Genomic DNA, 18,368 nt, shown 5'->3' with positions numbered 1-18,368 from the left:
GCCGGCGACCATCGCGGCGTGCAAGCGCCGCGACCGCTGCATCGCAGGGCATGCGCGACGCACTGTTCCAATGGGTTCGATTCCAGTCTGATAAAAATAAGGAGTTTCAATGCGGATTTCTTCATTTGTGCGTGGTGGCGCAGCAGCGGTCGCCGCAGTCGCGGCTTTCTCGGCAGCGGCGGCGGAATATCCGATCGGTAAGCAGCAGATCCATGGCGGCATGGAAATCAATGCGGTCTATCTGCAGCCGATCACGATGGAACCCGAAGGCATGATGCGCAAAGCCTCGGATTCGGACATCCATCTGGAAGCCGACATTCACGCGGTCAAGAACAACCCGACCGGTTTCGCCGAAGGCGACTGGATGCCGTATCTGCAAGTGCACTACGAACTGACGAAAGCCGGTTCGACTCAGACGCAAAAGGGCGACCTGATGCCGATGGTCGCCAACGACGGCCCGCACTACGGCGACAACGTCAAGCTGCAAGGCCCGGGCAAGTACCACCTGAAGATGGTTGTCGAGGCGCCGATGCAATCGGGCCACATGGCGTTCGGCCGCCACGTCGACAAGGAAACCGGCGTAGGTCCGTGGTTCAAGCCGATCACCCTCGAATACGACTTCGCGTACGCCGGCATCGGCAAGAAGGGCGGCTACTGATCGCCGCGCATCATCACGCGTGAGCACGCTTTGCCGCGTGGCCGCGCGTGAATGGATGGCTCGATGAGCGGCTGAATGGATGGCCGAATGAGGCCGAACGAGCCAGTGCAGCATACGGCGCGTTGGCGATTGACCTCCAACGCGCCGCGTTTTCCGGAAGGGCTAATGAGAATCAACCGAAAGATCGCGATCTTCGCCGCCACGGTTTTGCTGGCGAGCGCGGCGCAGGCCGCCGACCTGCCGACCTTCAAGCTGGAAATGAACGACGGCAAGCTGAATCCGGCCCGCATCGAAGTGCCGGCGGGACAGCGTATCAAGATCGAAGTGCGCAACACGGGCAAAGGCGCGGCCGAATTCGAAAGCGTGCAGTTGCGTAAGGAAAAGGTGCTGGCGCCGGGCGCGGATTCGTTCGTCGTGATCGCGCCGCTCGAGCCGGGCGAGTACAAGTTTTTCGACGATTTTCACCAGCAGGCGCAAGGCGTCATCGTCGCGAAGTAGTGACTTGGGACGCGAGCGCAGAGCGTCGACGGGTCGCGCGCTCGCCAGACCAGAAGAAGGGAGAGCTTGATGGGTCAGATTCTATTCATCGTGTGGCGGGAAAGTGTCGAGGCGTTGCTGGTCGTCGGCATCCTGTACGCGTGGCTGAAAAATGGCGACGACGACGCGCGCCGCGGTTTGCCGTACCTGTGGGGCGGCGTGGCAGCCGGTTTGATTGCGGCGGTGGCGCTCGGCGCCGCGCTGGTGGGTTTCACCGAAGTGCTCTCCGGCGACGCGCAGGATTATTTCCAGACCGCGATGGTGCTGGTCGCCTGCGTGCTGATCGTGCAGATGGTGCTGTGGATGAAGCAGCACGGCCGCACGCTCAAGCGCGACATGGAACAGTCGCTGCAAAAGAGCCAGCGCGATTCGAACTGGTGGGGCGTCGCGTTGCTGGTGGCGCTGGCGATCGCGCGTGAAGGCAGCGAGACGGTGATCTTTCTGTACGGCCTCGGCTTCGGCCAATCGGGTCACGTGGGCGCCAGCCAGATGCTCGCGGTCGTGATCGGTCTGGCGCTCGCGTTCCTGACCTTCTATATCCTGCAGCTGGGCGGCAAGATCTTCTCGTGGCGGCTCTTTTTCCGCATCACGGAAATCATGCTGCTGTTTCTCGGCGCGGGTCTGTTCCAGACCGGTGTGGACAAGCTGATCGACAAGGAAATCCTGCCGACCCTCGTCGATCAGATGTGGAATTCGTCGGCGATCCTCGACGATTCGAGCACTTTCGGTTCGCTGGTCGCCACGCTCACCGGCTATCGCGCTCACCCGGCGCTGATGAATCTGATCGCCTATGCGGCGTATTGGGCGGTGGTTTATCTGCTGCTGCGCCGCGCGAATCGCAAGCCGGCACGGCAAGCCGCTGGGCGCACGGCATGAGTACGGTAATGACTCGCCCGGGCCGCCTCGCGGCGGCCGGGCAGTGGATGCAGCGTCACGGTGCCGCGATTCGCGGCATTCAGTGGGTCGTGGTGGCGGTGTACGCGTTTCTGATTCTGGTGCCGGCGGTGATGCCGCTGCCGGACGACACGGCGCACTTGTGGAACAACCTGACGCTCGCCGCGCAGTTCGTGTTCTGGGGTATCTGGTGGCCGTTCGTGCTGCTCTCGATGGTCATGCTTGGCCGCGTCTGGTGCGGCGTGCTGTGTCCCGAAGGCGCGCTCGCCGAATTCGCCAGCAAGTACGGACGAGGCTGGGCGATTCCGCGCTGGATGCGCTGGGGCGGCTGGCCGTTCGTCGCGTTCGGCATCACGACGATCTACGGTCAGATGGTGAGCGTCTACCAGTATCCGAAAGCCGTGCTGCTGGTGTTAGGCGGCTCGACCTTCGCGGCGATGATCATCGGCTTGTTATACGGACGCGAGAAGCGCGTCTGGTGCAAATACCTCTGCCCCGTCAACGGGGTTTTTTCGCTTCTGGCGCGGCTCGCGCCGTTTCACTACAAAGTCGATGAAGAGGCATGGCGCCGTTCGTACAAGAACGGCGAGCATGGGCATCGCGTAATTCCGATCAATTGCGCGCCGCTCGTGCCGTTGCGCAACATGAAGGGCGCATCGGACTGCCATATGTGCGGCCGTTGCAGCGGCCACCGCGACGCGATTGCGTTGACGTGGCGCGCGCCGTCGTCGGAAGTGGTGCAGTTGGGCGACAAGCAGGCCAACCCGTGGGATACCGCGTTGATCCTGTACGGCCTGCTCGGCATTGCGATCGGCGCGTTCCACTGGACCGCGTCGCGCTGGTTTGTCGATCTGAAGATCTTCCTCGCGAACTGGCTGGTCGATCACGACATCACGTGGCCGCTCGACACCAACGCGCCGTGGTTCCTGTTCACGCATTACCCCGAGCAGAACGACGTGTTTTCGTGGCTCGACGGCACGATGGTGATCGGCTACATCTTCGCCACGGCGTTGGTGTACGGCACCGTGCTGCTGGTGCTGCTGATGGGCGCGACGCGCATGCTGGGGCGCTTCAATGGCGTGCGTCTGCATCATTTGACGCAAGGGCTGATTCCGATTGCCGGCGCGGGCGTGTTTCTCGGCCTGTCCGCGACCACGCTGTCGCTGCTGCGCGCGGAGCATGTGTCGCTGTGGTGGGCGTCGGATATGCGCATCGCGATTCTGGCGATTGCCAACCTGTGGAGCGCCTGGCTCGCCTGGCTCGTCACGCGCCGCTATAGCGAGCGTTTCGTTCAACGCGGCCTCGCGATGGTGTGGTTCGCCGCGGCGTTGGCCGTGGTCGATAGCGCGTGGTGGCTGATGTTCTGGGGCTGGGCTTCGAAGTAACGTACTCGGCGCTTTTAACGCGGATGCACTAGTCCGCGCTTGGTCAAACAAAAAGCCGTGGAGATGAAATCATCCCACGGCTTTTTCATTTTCCGCATGATCGACGCACGTCGAGCGTGTCGCCGTATCGAGTGAGAACCAAAAAAAGCGGCCTGGCTTGCTGCGACGGCTGGCTTGGTGTCTGCACGAAGGGGTCTAGTTCTCACGTGCAAGCCGTCGTGGCTGGCTACTGCCTAACACCTCTCTGGGAGGTGGTCCCCACAATACCCGGTACTAACTGCTATTCGTTCCTACTTCGTCAGGATCAGCTTGCCTAAGCGCGTGGCCCGCAACTGGTAGGTCTCGCCGTTATGCATGATGCTGACGTGGCTATGTCCCTGCAGCAAGGCGTCGCTGTGAACGACCCGCTCCGACGTCTCGCCCGAACCGTTGGTGCGGTCCGCGCCAGGCTTCTGGCCGGTTACCGTTGCCGTCGACGTTTTCGGACGGCTGGTCAGCGCGGCCGCCGGACGGCGCAGGCTGAGCGTGGAAGGGCGCGTGAGATCGGTCATTCGTTTTTGCTGTTGGTCGATTCGATGGATTAATTCTAAATGATAACTATTCCCATTTACAAGGAAGAGAAATTGATCGGATTTGAATTTCGATAGTCAGGCAGGCTTGAAGGCGGAGGGGACTCCGGAGAACGACCGCCTGATCGCCGCGGCGGTCTTGCGCTCGATGGCGGGCAGGGCGCCCGCGCGATGTTCAATGCAGCGAGCCGGGCTCCTGCTTCGCCTGCACAAACTGGCGAATCAGCCGAACGGTATCGATATCGTTCTCCCGATACGCCGACTTCACGATCTCCTGCGTCTGATGCGCATCAGGATCGGTCGATTCGGGCAGCGTGGTCGCGTATTCGAAGCGCAGGAACAGCTGCAGTTCGTCCGGTTGCTCGATGGTCATGGTGAGCGAGCCGCCAACGTAGTCGGCCGTCGGCAGAATGTCGTAGCGCACGCTCTGGCTTTCTTCGAGCGTGACGCGGTCGCGCACCGTGGCCTGGCCGTAGTGCAATTCCCGTTCGAGTACGTTGCCTTCGCGCGAAAGAATCGTGCAACTGTCGAGCCCGATCACGAACAGCTGCGGCTGTTCGGCGCGCAGCACGAGACCTTCCCACAATTGCGCGCGGGTCATCGATTCGACAAACGGATTCAACGGGTCGTTGATCTGGATAAGGTGTTCGAAATTCAAAACGACGGCTTCCTATGAAAGCGTTTAAGCGACGGCGAGCCCCGAACGGATCGTGATCGAATGCGTGAGGATCTTGTGAACCGGGCACTGATTGGCTATTTGCAAAAGCCGTTCCCGCTGCTCGTCGGACAGGTCGCCTTCGAGCACGATCTTACGGTCGATGGTCGTACCCGCGTCGCCGGTTTCGAGCGAGAGCGTCACGCGCACGTCGGCGAGCGGCCAGTCCTTGCGCTGGGCGTACATCTTCAGCGTAATCGACGTGCACGCGCCGAGGCTTGACAGCAGCAGCGAGACGGGCGTCGGCCCGCAATCACCGCCGCCGAGCGATTCGGGTTCGTCGGCAAGCCAGGTGTGCTTGCCGTCGTCGAAAAGAACCTGGAAATTCGTCGAGCCGATATGGGCGGTGACGGTGGACTCTGCCATGCGCGCTCCTGAACAGGGACGGAAATTGCCGCCCGCCACGGCCTGTTATAAGTGAACGGCGTGGCGCGCGGCCTGAATTGCTATTGTGAACGAATTCACCGGCCTTCGCGCCCCGGGTTGCGACGCGCCGGCTGGCGAATCAATGCGTGATCGCACCCATGCGCCCGGCCTGGTAATCGACGACGGCCTGGCGAATCTCGTCTTCCGTATTCATCACGAACGGGCCGTAGCGCACCACGGGCTCCTTCAACGGCACGCCGCCCAACAGCAGCACCTCGAGTGGCTCCGCGCCGGCCGTGAGCGTCACGGCGTCGCCATCGTTCTGAAACACGACCATTTGCCGCGCGTCGACTTCTTGACGCGCTTCGCCTTCTCCATAGAAGCCCCTGCCGGACAAGCTGTACGCGAACACGCGATAGTCCGCCGGCACCGGTTGCTGGATCGTGGCTCCCGGTTGCAGCGAGAAATGCTGATACAGAATCGGCGTACGCGTTTCGATCGCCGCTTTGACGCCGAGCGCTTCGCCGGCGATCACCTTGACGCGCACCTTGCCGTCCACGGACGTCGCCACGGGAATGCTCGCCGACGGGATTTCCTGGTAGCGCGGCGCGATCATCTTGTCGCGGCGCGGCAGATTGACCCACAGCTGGATGCCGTGCACGCGTCCGCCCGTACGGACGAACGACGGGTCCGGCATCTCGCTGTGCACGACGCCCGCGCCTGCGGTCATCCACTGCACGTCGCCGGCGCGCAGGGTGCCGGAGTGACCGGCCGAATCCTTGTGGCCGAACTCGCCCTCGAGCGCGTACGTGACCGTTTCGAAGCCGCGATGCGGATGATCCGGCGCGCCTTTTGCCTCGCCCGGCGCATAGTCGATCGGGCCCATTTCGTCGAGCAGCAGGAACGGATCGAAGTCCATCAACAGGCGGGTCGGAAACGGGCGGTGGACGATAAAGCCGCCACCCTCGGTCGTGCGAACGGCCGGAAACGTACGTTCGATCGTGCGGGTCGTGCTCATCAAAGTCACCTCAAAAAATCGGGAATAGCGTTATTTTTGAAACATGGAGCTATTATAGGGACCGTTTTCGGGGGTGCCAGCCGTCCTCACGCAATGGATTGTTCTATTACTGGAACGATGAGATGAAGATCGATTCACACAATCTGAACGACCTGATGTATTTTTCGCAGGTCGTCGAACATGGCGGCTTTTCCGCCGCCGAACGCGTGCTGGGGATTTCCAAGTCGCGCCTGTCACGCCGGCTGACCGAGCTCGAGGCGTCGCTCGGCGTGCGGCTGCTGCAGCGCTCCACCCGCAAGCTGGCGCTGACCGAAGCCGGTCAACTGTTCTACCAGCATTGTCAGGCGATGCTGAGCGAGGCGCAGGCAGCCGTCAACGTCGTCCAGCAGCTGCGCTCGTCGCCGCGCGGCACGGTGCGCGTCAGCGTGCCGGTCACGATCTCGCAGACCATTCTGTCGCAGATCCTGCCCGAATTCATGCATCGTTATCCGGAAGTGCGTGTAGTGATGCGCGTGACGAACCGCGTGGTCGATCTGTTCGAGGATTCGATCGACGTCGCGCTGCGGGTGCGCTCCGATCCGCCGGAAAACGCCAACATCGTCGTACGGCCGCTGTGGCGCACGCAGCAGATGCTCGTCGGCGCGCCGAGCCTGTTGCAACAGAACGCGCCGCCGTTGCTGCCGGCCGATCTGAACGGTTTCGAAACGCTCGACGTGCCGACCGGCGACGGACGCCACGTCTACAACCTGATCGCGCCCGACGGCACGCGTCATGCGCACGAACACGAGCCGCGCCTCGTGACCGCCGATCTGATGACGATTCGTGAAGCGGTGCTCGCCGGCGTCGGTATCGCGGCGCTGCCGGAGATGATGTATGGCGCCGCGCTGCGAGCCGGCCAATTGTCGCCGGTGATGCCTGGCTGGACCTTTCCGACGCCGCAGTTGTACGCCGTCTTCGTGTCGCGGCAGGGGATGGTGCCGGCCGTGCGCGCGTTTGTCGATTATCTGGTCGAGATGCTCGATCCCGACGACGGCAAACACATCATGGGCGAGTGTCCCGCCCGCGAGGAAAAGGTCGCTGTCGCGCAGCCGATGTACGCGATCGCGTCATAGCACTTCTTACGGGCCGCGGCATCGCTTTTAGCATTTAAGCGTGGCCTGTCATGAGTACTTTCAATGGCCGTTTGCTTGATTGCGCGAGCTCGCGGGCCTATAGTGAAATCCCTTCGCTAAGGAGTCTCTTATGCGGAAACTCATGGCCGCTATCATAGCCGGCCTGATAGGGCTGACCGCGCTGTCCGTGTCGATCACGGCTGTCGCATGCGGTGATTCGAGTAGCTATCAATCTTCGACCGATGGCAAATGATCCCGCCGCCCGAAGGCGCCGAGTGCGCACAAAAAAAGGCCTTCATCTGACGATGAAGGCCTTTTACTTTTTGGCCCCTGTTTCAAGGCCTATTCAACGCATCACTTGCTTTTCGGTTGGGTCACGAAGCCGATCTTCGTGAGGCCGCCGGCTTGTGCGGCCGCCATCACCTGCGCCACTTTCTCGTACGCAACCTTGCGGTCCGCGTCCAGATGCAGTTCGGGTTGCGGGTTCGCTTGCGCGGCTTGCGCGATCTTCGCGTTCAGCGCGGCTTCGTCGACTTTCTTGTCGTCCCACGTGACGTTGCCGTCCGCGTCGACCGCGACCGTCACTTGCGCCGGTTTGGTGTCTTCTTTCTGACTGCTCGCGTGCGGCAGATCGATTTTGACAGCGTGTCGAATCACGGGAATCGTCACCATGAAGACGATCAGGAGAACCAACATCACGTCGACGAGCGGCGTCATGTTGATTTCGTTCATCAGGCCGTCGTCATCGTCGCCGGCGAAAGGGCTCATTGCCATTGGAGTGCCTCGTCGATCAGTTCGCGCGAGCGGCGAGACGCAGGCCGTCGCCGCGCTTGGACGACGACAGGCGCGCGCCCGTCACGAAGAATGCATGCAGGCCATGCGCAAAGCGGCTCAGTTTGGCGACCACGGCCTTGTTGGCGCGCGTCAGTGCGTTGTAGCCGAGCACCGCCGGAATCGCGACGAACAGGCCGAACGCGGTCATGATCAACGCTTCTCCGACCGGACCGGCCACCTGGTCGATCGACGACTGGCCGCTCGCGCCGATGGCCAGCAGCGCGTGATAGATGCCCCACACCGTGCCGAACAGACCGACGAACGGCGCCGTGCTGCCGATCGACGCGAGAATCGCGAGACCGCTCTGCATGCGCGCGACGCTTTCGTCCATCGTGTCTTTCAGGCAGCGCGTGACCCAGTCCGACACATCCATGCGGTCATGCAGATGCGGCTGCGTCTGATGATGGTGATCGGCCGCTTCCTGGCCCGACAGCGCCAGCGCGAGGAACGGATTGTCATGCGGCGTCGACGACCCGGCGCCGAGCTTCTTCACGCCATCGGCGAGATCGTCCGAATGCCAGAACGCCTGCTCGGCATTTTTCGTGAGGCGCTTCAGGCGCATCACATTCCAGCCTTTGATGACGATCACGCTCCACGACAGCACCGACATGATCAACAGCGTGAGCGCGATGCCGCGCGTCACGAAATCCCCTTGCGCCCAGACGTGCGCCAGTCCGTAGTTTTGCATTGCAATTCCTTGTTTTTAAAAGCTGCCTCAATCGTTCAGATTGAAGACGAAAGGCTGGTTGGTCGGGACCCGTACCGGCTGCCCATTCTCAAGATAGGGTTTGCAGGCGCTCGAACGCACTGCGTCGAGAGCGGCGTCGTCGAGGCGGCTGAAACCGCTGCTCTTTTTCAGCGCGACGTTTTCAATCTTGCCGGTCACGCTGACCACGAGACTCACGATCACCGTGCCAGTCTCGCCGCGGCGCCTGGACAGAGGCGGATAGTCAGGTTGGCCCACATTGCACGAGAGGTGCGACATGTCTTTGGGCGCGCTGATCTCCATCGTCTGACGGCCGATCGCCGGCGCAGCAGGTGCGGGCGGGGCAACCGGTGCGGCAGGCGCGGGCGGCGTCGGATCAGGTGCGGCGACGGGCGTCGGCGACGGCGCGGCGGCTACCGGTAGCGGCGTAGGCGCCGGCTTGGGCGTCGGAGTCGGTTTCGGCTGGACCTTCGGTTTGGTACGAACCGGCGGTGTCGGCGTGGGCGGCGGCGGCGCGATCGATTGAATCGCGACCGGTGCGGCAACCGGCGCTGGCGGCAGCAACTGCGCGGTCATGACGCGCGATTCGAGGACGGGCTGCACGGGGTCGTGACGCAAGGTCATCACCACGGCAAGCAGCGCGACGTGAATCGCTGCAACCACGGCGGTTGCGGTCAGGACGCGGGAGTTCGTTCGGGTAGGCGAAGCCGGCATGGCGCTGGCTGAAACGGTAGGCGAGGCCGGCATGTTAGCGTGGTGGCGCGCTGTCGATGCAGCGCGTCAGACAGGACATCGTCATGTTCGAAAAATCAGCAGCGAAATGAACAAAGTAGTCACGAAACCAATCAGCAATTCCATCTCGAACTCCTGTGACGGGTGAGCGGGTAGCTGGCTGGTACGAATACTGGCTTGCTGACGGCAGTGGGATAACGCTTGAACAGCGAGAACGGCATTGGGCGCGAAATGCCCGAAGCGCCCGAAGCGCGGAGTGAGCCGCGCTTTGAAAAGCTGACTCAGGCCGCCTTGCGTTCGTAAAACGTCAGCGGAACAGCTTGCGGGTGATGTTCAAAACCACAGCGGCTCGCGCAGACGCCGCTTTTCATCATGACGTCGCGCACGGAATCGGCGCACTTGCCACAGCAGGATGCGACGCCGAGCTCGAACTGGAGCTCGTCGAACGAATCCATGCCTTCCTCGATCGAAGCACGGATCTTTCGGTCAGAAACAGACTTGCAGACACAGACAATCATGGCGGGCGTCATAGCTAACGTTAATGCGAATTATTATCATTTTGTTTGGGTCGTTTGGCAAGCGTCCTGCGTGATTTTTTGTAACAAAACCAGACTCTTAGAAGGGTTTCGTCTATGAGGCGGTAGCGAGCGCAGCTGGCGGCCGGCGCGGGAAAATGACCTGAACAGCTCGCTAAAGTCCGTGTGGTGGGCCAAAAACGGCACTTGGGCAGCCGTTTATGCGGCTTGGGAATCCGGCGCTGCCGTGCGGCGCGAGGGGATCGACACCGTTTCGACCATTGCGTCGATATGCAGCAGGGTAGCGGCCAATTGTTGCTGATGAGTGCCGTCGCCGGTGGAAAAAAAGCGGGGCGGAACAGTGGTCGCGCTTTCCGGCACCGCGCGCAAACCGTGTTGGTCGAGCACGCGTTCCAGTTGCCGCGCAATGGCAACGCTGGTGTCGATCAGCATCAGCCGGTCGCCGACGATATCGCGAATCGCCGCATCGAGAAACGGATAGTGCGTGCAGCCGAGCACCAGCGTATCCGCGCCCGCGTCGAGCATAGGCTGCAGGTAGCCGCGCAGCAGCGCGCGTAACTCGGCGGAGCCGACGTCGCAGCGTTCCACCGCTTGCACGAGCCCGTGGCCCGGCTGGCAGAGAAAGCGGCAATCCGCCGCGTAGCGTTCGAGCAACGCCTGAAAGCGGGCGCTGCGCAGCGTCACTTGTGTGGCGAGCACGCCGGCGACACGGGTTTTCGATTGCAGCGCGGCGGGTTTGACGCCGGGTTCGACGCCAACCAGAGGAATAGGCAGCTTTTCGCGAACCAGCGCGATCGACTGCGCGGTGGCCGTATTGCAGGCGACCACCAACGCTTTCGCGCCTTGCTTGACGAGCCATTCGCCGATCGCGAGCGTGCGGTCGGCGATGAAGTCGTCGTCGCGCTCGCCGTAGGGGGCGTAGAGCGAGTCGGCGACATACAGGATCGCCTCGTCAGACAGTTGCGCCCGGACCGCCCGCAACACCGACAAACCGCCCAGCCCCGAATCGAAAATGCCGACCGGTGCGCGCGCTCCGGCGCCAGACGTGAAGATTCCTGTATTCGCGGAGGAGGATTCTGCGGGCATAGACGGCGAGGACGCGTGCGGCACGGCGCTCAAGGGATACTCGGAAAAACGGGACGGTGCGCAAGTATATCGCCCGCGCGGCGCAGATCATCGCAAATAAGCTGAGCCATGACCGGCACGCGGGTGGGTGCGGCGTGGATCGATCAGGACTCGACCGAGCCCATTGCGGATTGCTGGTAGTTCTGGATGCCGATCTTGTCGATCAGGTCGATTTGCGTTTCGAGCCAGTCGATATGTTCTTCGGTATCGTCGAGAATCTTCGTGAAGATTTCACGGGAGATGAAATCGCGCACCGTTTCGCAATACGCGATGGCTTCTTTACAGGTGCTCTGCGAAATCTGTTCGAGCTTCAAATCGCATTCGAGGATTTCTTTCGTTTCCTCACCGATCAGCAATTTGTGCAGGTCCTGCAGATTAGGCAGACCGTCGAGCATGAAAATGCGTTCGATGAGCCAGTCGGCGTGCTTCATCTCGCCGATCGATTCGTCGTATTCGTGCTTGCCGAGTTTCTCGAGACCCCAGTGCTTATACATCCGCGCATGCAGGAAGTACTGATTGATGGCGGTCAGTTCGTTCTTCAACTGCGAGTTGAGATACTCGATGACCTTCTTGTCGCCTTGCATGGTGTGTCCTTATAGGGGCTTTGAATTTCCCAGAACAATAAACGGCGAAACGCAAAAAGCCAAGCCAAAAAATCAGATTTTCGCTTGATTTCAGAGGGTTTTTCGCGTGATGCGTACCGTTCTCATTTCATCATAAAAAAGCCGGGGTTTGAGGCCCCGGCTTTGAATCATTCAGCGGATGTCAATATTTCAAACTGTCGCGACCGGAATCTTGCCGATCTTTGCTTGCCATTCCTTCGGCCCAGTTTGATGAACGGAAGTGCCGTTCGAATCGACGGCCACCGTTACAGGCATGTCCTGCACGTCGAACTCGTAGATCGCTTCCATGCCGAGGTCTTCGAACGCGAGAACCTTCGCGCTGCGAATCGCCTTCGACACGAGGTACGCCGCGCCACCCACGGCCATCAGATACGCGGCCTTGTGCTTCTTGATCGCCTCGATGGCGACCGGGCCGCGCTCCGCCTTGCCGATCATCGAGATCAGGCCGGTTTGCGACAGCATCGTCTCGGTGAACTTGTCCATGCGCGTTGCCGTGGTCGGGCCTGCGGGACCGACGGCTTCATCGCGCACCGGATCGACCGGGCCGACGTAGTAAATCACGCGGTTCGTGAAGTCGACCGGCAGCTTCTCGCCCTTGGCCAGCATATCGGCGATGCGCTTGTGAGCCGCGTCACGGCCCGTCAGCATCTTGCCCGACAGCAGCAGCGTCTGGCCCGGCGTCCACGCGGCGACTTCTTCCGGCGTAAGCGTGTTCAGATCGACGCGCTTGCTCTTCTCGGTGTCCGGCTCCCACTGCACCTTCGGCCATGCGTCGAGCGACGGCGCTTCGAGCTTGGCAACGCCGGAACCGTCCAGCGTGAAATGCGCGTGACGCGTCGCCGCGCAGTTCGGGATGATCGCGATCGGCTTGCTCGCGGCGTGCGTCGGCGCGGCCATGATCTTCACGTCGAGCACGGTGGCGAGACCGCCGAGACCTTGCGCGCCGATCCCGAGCGCGTTGACCTTCTCGTGCAGTTCAACACGCAGTTCTTCGATCCAGTCCTTCGGGCCGCGTGCGATCACGTCCTGAATGTCGATCGGATCCATCAGCGATTCTTTCGCCATCACCATCGCTTTTTCAGCGGTGCCTCCGATACCGATACCGAGCATGCCCGGCGGGCACCAGCCCGCGCCCATGGTCGGCACGGTCTTGAGAATCCAGTCGACGATCGAATCCGACGGATTCAGCATCGCGAACTTCGACTTGTTTTCCGAGCCGCCGCCCTTGGCCGCGACCTGCACGTCGACCGTATTGCCCGGCACGATCTCGTAGTGGATCACGGCCGGCGTGTTGTCTTTCGTGTTCTTGCGGCCACCTTCCGGCGGGCTCACGATCGACGCGCGCAGCACGTTGTCCGGGTTCAGATAACCACGGCGCACGCCTTCGTTGATCATGTCGGTGACGCCCATCGTCGCGCCGTCCCAACGCACGTCCATGCCGACCTTCACGAACACCGTGACGATGCCGGTATCCTGGCAGATCGGGCGCTTGCCTTCGGCGCACATGCGGCTGTTGGTGAGAATCTGCGCGATGGCGTCTTTCGCGGCGGGGCTCTGTTCGAGCTCGTAGGCGCGGCCGAGTGCCTGGATGTAGTCGAGCGGATGGTAGTAGCTGATGTACTGAAGCGAATCAGCAATGCTCTGAATCAGATCTTCCTGTTTGATGACGGTCATGGCTAGCTCAGTGGGGACGGTGGCGCTTGTTGTCGGACTCGCCGGGCAGGGCGGGTCAGTCGTGCGCCTTCAGGGGAGTGGAACCTTTAACGGAGCCCACGGCGTGCAGGACGGCGGGCTCTTCGAAATGTTTGGGATGCGTGTGCGTGGTGAGCCGGTCGACCGCCGCCATCACGAGCGCCGAGACGAGGAACGCAACGTGGATGATCACCTGCCACATGATCGTATGCGTCGAATTCTGGTCGGGGCTGATGAAGGTCTTCAGCAGATGGATCGACGAGATGCTGATCAGCGCCATCGACAGTTTGACTTTGAGCACGCCGGCGTTCACGTGGTCGAGCCATTCCGGTTCGTCCGGATGACCCTCGACGCCCAGGCGCGACACGAACGTTTCATACCCGCCGATGATCACCATGATCAGCAGGTTCGAGATCATGACCACGTCGATCAGACCGAGCACGACCAGCATGATGTTGGTTTCGTCGAGCGTCATGGAGGCCGTGACGAGATGCCAGACTTCCTTGAGGAACAGCACGACGTAGACCGCCTGGGCCACGATCAGACCCAGATAGAGCGGCAACTGCAGCCAGCGGCTCATGAAGATGATGGAAGGGATCGGGCGCATCGGGCGGCGCTGATGGGCGGAGTCGGATCGCGGAGCGGACATGGGCAAGAGTCGGACGAAACGCAGGTGACGGAACATGGACTAAATGCGCGGACTGAATGCGCCGGCGCGGCATGCATGGTACGCGGCATATACATGGCAAGCACGCGTTGGATCAGGCACGCAGACTTGGCGCAGACGGCGCGGCGCACGGCCAGAGAAGACCGGAAAAGCTCGCATCAGGCGCGCTATTGTACAGCGTCGGGTGAATTTGCTGCGTTGCGGCGGGCAGGCGGCGCCGCTTCGACAGGCGGTGCGCTTGACCGCGCACCTTGAGGGCAGCGGCTGGCGGCGAGGCCTGAACGCTCACGACGCCACCGGCGGCACCCGTCTGACCTTCAGGCTCGCCAGCCCGATCCCCGTGACCACGCAGGCGAGCGCGATACCGTGCGCGAAGGTGGGCCGCTCGCCGAGAAACGCGATGCCGCAGATCGCGGCCGCCACGGGCAGCACGGCGCTGAACACGCCCGCAAGACTGCCCGGCACGTGACGGATGCCCTTCAGGATGCCCTTCATCCACAACCAGAACGAAAAGATGCTGGCCGACAGTCCATACCACAGCACTAGCGTCCAGACGCTGAGCGGCACAGCGCGATAGTCGAAGTCGAGCAGCGCGCTCGCGCCGACCGGCAGCATCAGTAGAAGGCCGAAGAGATGCGTGTACGCGCAGATGTGGATCGGTGCGAGTGTCTGCGTGAGACGCCGTGACAGGATGATGTAAAGCGATTCGCAGCACACCGCGCCGAGCACCATCAGGTTGCCCGCGAACGACGTTTCGCCGCCCGAACTCCGATGCACGTGCGCGAGATTGATGACGACCACGCCGACGATCGCCAGTGCGATCGACGCGAGTGCCCGACCGTTCGGACGTTCTTTGAGGATAAGCCACGAGAGCAGCGCGGCGACCGCGGGAATCGTGCTCGTGATCACGCCGGCCGCGACCGCGCTCGTGCGTTGCACGCCGCCGAGCATCAGCAGCGTAAACCCGAAGGTGCCGAACAGAGCCTGCAGGAACAGGTTGAACCATTCGCCGCGCTTCACGCTGCGCAGTCTGGACATGCGCAGAAGCGGCCACAGTACTGCCATCGCGATCACGAAGCGCAGCAGCGCGAACAAAGGGACGGGGACGAACTCGACGATCGACTTACCGATTCCGACACTGCTGCCGACCAGCAGCATCGAGGTGACAAAAAGCAGGGAGTAACGATAAGAAGCAGGGAGTAACGATTCAAGCTGGAATCCAGACGGCTAGTTCAGTTAGCATTGTAAAAGGCCGTGCGAGCCAGCGTAAGGGCGCGTCGCGGCCATGCGGGGTTCGCACGGCGTCGCGGTATGCAGCGCGCTCAATCCATGCGTGGGTTCAGACACATGAACGTCAGTCAGCGCGTAGCATGCGTTGCTTCGCGCCGCATTCATCATTCGACGATCCGGTCGCATGAGCCGCATTAGGGTTTTCGCTGGCAATCCGGCGCATTGCGCGTAAGTGGCCGGTAAGTTGCAGCGTTTATGTTTGAGCGTGAGAGCGGATTCATGTTGCGGTGCCGCATGAGTGGTACAGGCAGACGGATGAGCCGCGGCGCATCGATCGGCGATCGATGCGTGAGGCTTGGAGACAGCACGCCGCCCGTTGCGGCGTCAACAAGACAGAGGGCGCGCGCGAGTCGCGCCGGCACAGGTTTTACGTTTCATCTTCACCAAGGGGTTGTCGATGTCTGCGATTGAATCGGTTCTTCACGAACGCCGTGTTTTCCCTCCTTCCGCTGAAGCAGCGGCGGGTGCCGCGATCTCCGGAATGGACGCGTACCGCGCGCTGGCCGCCGAGGCCGAGCGCGATTACGAAGGTTTCTGGAGGCGCCTCGCTCGCGAGACGCTGAGCTGGAACACGCCCTTCACCAAAGTGCTCGACGAATCGAACGCGCCGTTCTACACGTGGTTCGAAGACGGCCAGATCAACGCGTCGTATAACAGCATCGACCGTCACGTCGAGGCCGGCAACGGCGAGCGCGTCGCGATCGTTTTCGAAGCCGACGACGGCACCGTCACCAACGTCACCTATCAGGATCTGCTGCAACGTGTGTCGCGCTTCGCGAACGCGCTGAAGAAGCGCGGCGTGAAGAAGGGCGACCGCGTGGTGATCTATATGCCGATGTCGATCGAAGGCATCGTCGCGATGCAGGCGTGCGCGCGGATTGGCGCGACGCATTCGGTGGTGTTCGGCGGCTTCTCGTCGAAGTCGCTCAATGAGCGGCTGGTGGACGTGGGCGCCGTCGCGCTCGTCACCTCCGACGAACAGATGCGTGGCGGCAAAGCCTTGCCGCTGAAAAACATCGCCGACGAAGCGCTGGCAATGGGCGGTTGCGAGGCAGTCACGAGCGTGATCGTCTATCAGCGCACCGGCGGCAAGGTCGCATGGAACGAAGGCCGCGATCTGTGGATGCACGAACTCACGCAGGCCGAATCGGATCAATGCGCGCCCGAGTGGGTCGGCGCCGAGCATCCGTTGTTCATCCTCTACACGTCCGGTTCGACCGGCAAACCGAAGGGCGTGCAGCACAGCACCGGCGGTTATCTGCTGTGGGCCGCGCAAACGCTGAAGTGGACCTTCGACTGGAAGCCTTCGGATGTGTTCTGGTGTACCGCCGACATCGGCTGGATCACGGGCCATAGCTACATCACGTATGGTCCGTTGACGCTCGGCGGCACGCAGGTCGTGTTCGAAGGCGTGCCTACGTATCCGAACGCCGGCCGCTTCTGGGACATGATCGCCAAGCACAAGGTCTCGCTGTTCTATACGGCGCCCACTGCGATCCGCTCGCTGATCAAGGCCGCTGACGCCGACGAGAAAGTGCATCCGAAGAGCTATGACCTGTCCACGTTGCGCATCATCGGCACGGTCGGCGAGCCGATCAACCCGGAAGCGTGGATCTGGTATTACGAGAACGTCGGCGGCAGCCGTTGCCCGATTGTCGATACGTGGTGGCAAACCGAAACCGGCGGCCACATGATCACGCCGCTGCCGGGCGCCACACCTCTGGTGCCGGGTTCATGCACGTTGCCCCTGCCGGGCATCATGGCCGCGGTCGTCGACGAAACCGGTCAGGACGTGCCGAACGGGCAGGGCGGCATTCTGGTGGTGAAGCGTCCATGGCCGTCCATGTTGCGTAACGTGTGGGGCGATCCGGACCGCTACAAGAAGAGCTACTTCCCCGAGGAGCTCGGCGGCAAGCTGTACCTTGCGGGCGACGGCGCGGTGCGCGACAAGGATACCGGCTACTTCACGATCATGGGCCGCATCGACGACGTGCTCAACGTGTCGGGTCACCGGCTCGGCACGATGGAGATCGAGTCGGCGCTGGTGTCGAACCCGCTTGTCGCGGAAGCCGCTGTGGTAGGGCGCCCCGACGCGACGACCGGTGAAGCCGTGTGCGCGTTCGTCGTGTTGAAGCGCGCGCGTCCGGAAGGCGAGGAAGCGGTGAAGCTCGCCAACGAACTGCGCAACTGGGTCGGCAAGGAGATCGGTCCGATCGCCAAGCCGAAGGACATCCGCTTCGGCGAGAACCTGCCGAAGACGCGTTCGGGCAAAATCATGCGCCGCCTGTTGCGCTCGCTCGCGAAGGGCGAGGAAATCACGCAAGACGTATCGACGCTGGAGAACCCGGCGATTCTCGATCAACTGGGCGAGTCGCTTTAAGCTTGCAGGGGCCTGTGTGAAGGGCAAGGGCGTACCGGACCAGGATCCTTGGTCCCACGCAGATTGCTGATCGTGAAGCCACGTTGTTGAAGCCACTGGGCGGACAATCCCGATTGCCTGCCCGGTGGCTTTTTGATACATAGGCGCATGGCCGCGCCGCACCACTCCTCCCACGCTACGCTCAATCCCCTGCCGGAACCGCCCGCGGTCTCGGCAGCGATGGCGCGCGCGCATCAAAAATACTGGCGCTTCAACCTCGCGTTGATTGCGACGTTGATGACCTTGGGCTTCATCGTGTCGTTCGTGTTGCCGCTGATGGCACCCGCCCTGGCACAGGTGCGGGTCGGCGGCTTCAGGTTGCCGTTCTACTTCGGTGCCCAGGGCGCGATCCTGATCTATCTGGCGCTCATCGTCGTGTATATCGTGCTGATGCAGCGCGCCGACCGTCAGCTCAAACGCGCCTTTGACGCGGATACCGACGCCAGCGCTAGCGTCGCCGCCGATGCGTCCGTCGCGCGCGGAAGCTGAG

At 62.1% G+C, this 18,368-nt stretch carries 20 protein-coding genes; 7 read left to right on the top strand and 13 right to left on the bottom strand.

The annotated features are described in order from the left end of the window. The first annotated feature begins 109 nt into the window (after positions 1–109). The 4 genes from ACFSNN_RS37220 (at position 110) to ACFSNN_RS37205 (ending at position 3,474) form a co-directional block, all read left to right on the top strand. Positions 110–658, top strand: coding sequence for an iron transporter (locus ACFSNN_RS37220; protein WP_134456621.1), 549 nt, complete (start codon positions 110–112; stop codon positions 656–658). Between the two features lie 165 nt (positions 659–823). Continuing rightward, positions 824–1,156 carry a cupredoxin domain-containing protein gene (locus ACFSNN_RS37215; protein WP_012432429.1) on the top strand — a complete coding sequence of 111 codons (333 nt, stop codon included), beginning with the start codon at positions 824–826 and terminating at the stop codon, positions 1,154–1,156. A gap of 69 nt (positions 1,157–1,225) precedes the next feature. After that, positions 1,226–2,071 (top strand): FTR1 family iron permease, encoded by an 846-nt coding sequence (locus tag ACFSNN_RS37210; RefSeq protein WP_134456620.1) that lies wholly within the window; start codon positions 1,226–1,228, stop codon positions 2,069–2,071. Further along, positions 2,068–3,474 (top strand): 4Fe-4S binding protein, encoded by a 1,407-nt coding sequence (locus tag ACFSNN_RS37205; protein ID WP_134456618.1) that lies wholly within the window; start codon positions 2,068–2,070, stop codon positions 3,472–3,474. The genes ACFSNN_RS37210 and ACFSNN_RS37205 overlap by 4 nt, the downstream gene beginning before the upstream one ends. Positions 3,475–3,764: 290 nt before the next feature. On the opposite strand, the gene hemP is transcribed toward ACFSNN_RS37205, so the two are convergent. The 4 genes from hemP to ACFSNN_RS37185 all read right to left on the bottom strand — a co-directional run bounded on the left by hemP (position 3,765) and on the right by ACFSNN_RS37185 (position 6,142). Further along, positions 3,765–4,025, bottom strand: coding sequence for a hemin uptake protein HemP (gene hemP, locus ACFSNN_RS37200; protein ID WP_134456616.1), 261 nt, complete (start codon positions 4,023–4,025; stop codon positions 3,765–3,767). Between the two features lie 193 nt (positions 4,026–4,218). Beyond that, positions 4,219–4,701 (bottom strand): SRPBCC family protein, encoded by a 483-nt coding sequence (locus tag ACFSNN_RS37195; RefSeq protein ID WP_134456615.1) that lies wholly within the window; start codon positions 4,699–4,701, stop codon positions 4,219–4,221. A 24-nt stretch (positions 4,702–4,725) separates the two neighbouring features. Continuing rightward, the gene (locus tag ACFSNN_RS37190) at positions 4,726–5,124 is read right to left on the bottom strand and encodes an OsmC family protein (RefSeq protein WP_134456613.1); all 399 of its coding nucleotides are present in this window, start codon (positions 5,122–5,124) and stop codon (positions 4,726–4,728) included. Between the two features lie 139 nt (positions 5,125–5,263). Continuing rightward, positions 5,264–6,142, bottom strand: a complete 879-nt coding sequence (locus tag ACFSNN_RS37185) for a pirin family protein (protein WP_134456611.1) — start codon at positions 6,140–6,142, stop codon at positions 5,264–5,266. 122 nt (positions 6,143–6,264) lie between these two features. Between ACFSNN_RS37185 and ACFSNN_RS37180 the strand changes: the two genes are divergently transcribed. Further along, on the top strand, positions 6,265–7,254 hold the full coding sequence (locus ACFSNN_RS37180; protein WP_134456609.1) for a LysR family transcriptional regulator: 990 nt from the start codon (positions 6,265–6,267) through the stop codon (positions 7,252–7,254). Between the two features lie 354 nt (positions 7,255–7,608). Here the strand turns inward: ACFSNN_RS37180 and ACFSNN_RS37175 are convergent, their stop codons facing one another. The 9 genes from ACFSNN_RS37175 to ACFSNN_RS37135 all read right to left on the bottom strand — a co-directional run bounded on the left by ACFSNN_RS37175 (position 7,609) and on the right by ACFSNN_RS37135 (position 15,345). After that, a complete protein-coding gene (locus ACFSNN_RS37175) occupies positions 7,609–8,028 on the bottom strand; it encodes an ExbD/TolR family protein (RefSeq protein ID WP_134456607.1) in 420 nt (139 codons plus the stop codon). 16 nt (positions 8,029–8,044) lie between these two features. Beyond that, positions 8,045–8,776 carry a MotA/TolQ/ExbB proton channel family protein gene (locus ACFSNN_RS37170; RefSeq protein WP_134456605.1) on the bottom strand — a complete coding sequence of 244 codons (732 nt, stop codon included), beginning with the start codon at positions 8,774–8,776 and terminating at the stop codon, positions 8,045–8,047. A gap of 27 nt (positions 8,777–8,803) precedes the next feature. Continuing rightward, positions 8,804–9,541, bottom strand: coding sequence for an energy transducer TonB (locus ACFSNN_RS37165; protein WP_134456604.1), 738 nt, complete (start codon positions 9,539–9,541; stop codon positions 8,804–8,806). Positions 9,542–9,807: 266 nt separating this feature from the next. Next, positions 9,808–10,044 carry a (2Fe-2S)-binding protein gene (locus ACFSNN_RS37160; RefSeq protein WP_012432441.1) on the bottom strand — a complete coding sequence of 79 codons (237 nt, stop codon included), beginning with the start codon at positions 10,042–10,044 and terminating at the stop codon, positions 9,808–9,810. Between the two features lie 216 nt (positions 10,045–10,260). Beyond that, a complete protein-coding gene (gene murI / locus ACFSNN_RS37155; RefSeq protein WP_134456602.1) occupies positions 10,261–11,148 on the bottom strand; it encodes a glutamate racemase in 888 nt (295 codons plus the stop codon). 143 nt (positions 11,149–11,291) lie between these two features. Continuing rightward, a complete protein-coding gene (gene bfr / locus ACFSNN_RS37150) occupies positions 11,292–11,771 on the bottom strand; it encodes a bacterioferritin (protein WP_012432443.1) in 480 nt (159 codons plus the stop codon). Positions 11,772–11,960: 189 nt separating this feature from the next. Continuing rightward, positions 11,961–13,484: a fumarate hydratase gene (locus ACFSNN_RS37145; RefSeq protein WP_012432444.1), complete on the bottom strand. Its 1,524-nt coding sequence runs from the start codon at positions 13,482–13,484 to the stop codon at positions 11,961–11,963. 55 nt (positions 13,485–13,539) lie between these two features. Then, positions 13,540–14,151, bottom strand: coding sequence for a TIGR00645 family protein (locus tag ACFSNN_RS37140; protein ID WP_012432445.1), 612 nt, complete (start codon positions 14,149–14,151; stop codon positions 13,540–13,542). Positions 14,152–14,454: 303 nt separating this feature from the next. After that, positions 14,455–15,345, bottom strand: a complete 891-nt coding sequence (locus ACFSNN_RS37135) for a DMT family transporter (protein WP_279631148.1) — start codon at positions 15,343–15,345, stop codon at positions 14,455–14,457. 511 nt (positions 15,346–15,856) lie between these two features. Here ACFSNN_RS37135 and acs point away from each other — a divergent pair. Both acs and ACFSNN_RS37125 read left to right on the top strand, forming a co-directional pair. Further along, a complete protein-coding gene (gene acs, locus ACFSNN_RS37130) occupies positions 15,857–17,839 on the top strand; it encodes an acetate--CoA ligase (protein WP_134456598.1) in 1,983 nt (660 codons plus the stop codon). A gap of 147 nt (positions 17,840–17,986) precedes the next feature. After that, positions 17,987–18,367 carry a DUF4212 domain-containing protein gene (locus ACFSNN_RS37125; RefSeq protein ID WP_208949474.1) on the top strand — a complete coding sequence of 127 codons (381 nt, stop codon included), beginning with the start codon at positions 17,987–17,989 and terminating at the stop codon, positions 18,365–18,367. The last annotated feature ends 1 nt before the right edge of the window (position 18,368 follow it).

Origin of the sequence: Paraburkholderia dipogonis (assembly GCF_042680985.1) — a bacterium.
Taxonomy (GTDB): domain Bacteria; phylum Pseudomonadota; class Gammaproteobacteria; order Burkholderiales; family Burkholderiaceae; genus Paraburkholderia; species Paraburkholderia phytofirmans.
The sequence above is the reverse complement of the archived record's forward strand: the minus strand, read 5'-3'. Positions and strand labels throughout refer to the sequence as shown.

Bases quoted from the DNA above. Each gene is read 5' to 3' on its own strand.
- ACFSNN_RS37145 (WP_012432444.1), bottom strand. From the start codon at position 13,484: ATGACCGTCATCAAACAGGAAGATCTGATTCAGAGCATTGCTGATTCG.
- ACFSNN_RS37185 (WP_134456611.1), bottom strand. From the start codon at position 6,142: ATGAGCACGACCCGCACGATCGAACGTACGTTTCCGGCCGTTCGCACG.
- ACFSNN_RS37205 (WP_134456618.1), top strand. From the start codon at position 2,068: ATGAGTACGGTAATGACTCGCCCGGGCCGCCTCGCGGCGGCCGGGCAG.
- hemP (WP_134456616.1), bottom strand. From the start codon at position 4,025: ATGACCGATCTCACGCGCCCTTCCACGCTCAGCCTGCGCCGTCCGGCG.
- ACFSNN_RS37170 (WP_134456605.1), bottom strand. From the start codon at position 8,776: ATGCAAAACTACGGACTGGCGCACGTCTGGGCGCAAGGGGATTTCGTG.
- ACFSNN_RS37175 (WP_134456607.1), bottom strand. From the start codon at position 8,028: ATGGCAATGAGCCCTTTCGCCGGCGACGATGACGACGGCCTGATGAAC.
- ACFSNN_RS37215 (WP_012432429.1), top strand. From the start codon at position 824: ATGAGAATCAACCGAAAGATCGCGATCTTCGCCGCCACGGTTTTGCTG.
- ACFSNN_RS37140 (WP_012432445.1), bottom strand. From the start codon at position 14,151: ATGTCCGCTCCGCGATCCGACTCCGCCCATCAGCGCCGCCCGATGCGC.
- ACFSNN_RS37210 (WP_134456620.1), top strand. From the start codon at position 1,226: ATGGGTCAGATTCTATTCATCGTGTGGCGGGAAAGTGTCGAGGCGTTG.
- acs (WP_134456598.1), top strand. From the start codon at position 15,857: ATGTCTGCGATTGAATCGGTTCTTCACGAACGCCGTGTTTTCCCTCCT.
- ACFSNN_RS37165 (WP_134456604.1), bottom strand. From the start codon at position 9,541: ATGCCGGCCTCGCCTACCGTTTCAGCCAGCGCCATGCCGGCTTCGCCT.
- bfr (WP_012432443.1), bottom strand. From the start codon at position 11,771: ATGCAAGGCGACAAGAAGGTCATCGAGTATCTCAACTCGCAGTTGAAG.
- ACFSNN_RS37160 (WP_012432441.1), bottom strand. From the start codon at position 10,044: ATGATTGTCTGTGTCTGCAAGTCTGTTTCTGACCGAAAGATCCGTGCT.
- murI (WP_134456602.1), bottom strand. From the start codon at position 11,148: ATGCCCGCAGAATCCTCCTCCGCGAATACAGGAATCTTCACGTCTGGC.
- ACFSNN_RS37180 (WP_134456609.1), top strand. From the start codon at position 6,265: ATGAAGATCGATTCACACAATCTGAACGACCTGATGTATTTTTCGCAG.
- ACFSNN_RS37125 (WP_208949474.1), top strand. From the start codon at position 17,987: ATGGCCGCGCCGCACCACTCCTCCCACGCTACGCTCAATCCCCTGCCG.
- ACFSNN_RS37190 (WP_134456613.1), bottom strand. From the start codon at position 5,124: ATGGCAGAGTCCACCGTCACCGCCCATATCGGCTCGACGAATTTCCAG.
- ACFSNN_RS37220 (WP_134456621.1), top strand. From the start codon at position 110: ATGCGGATTTCTTCATTTGTGCGTGGTGGCGCAGCAGCGGTCGCCGCA.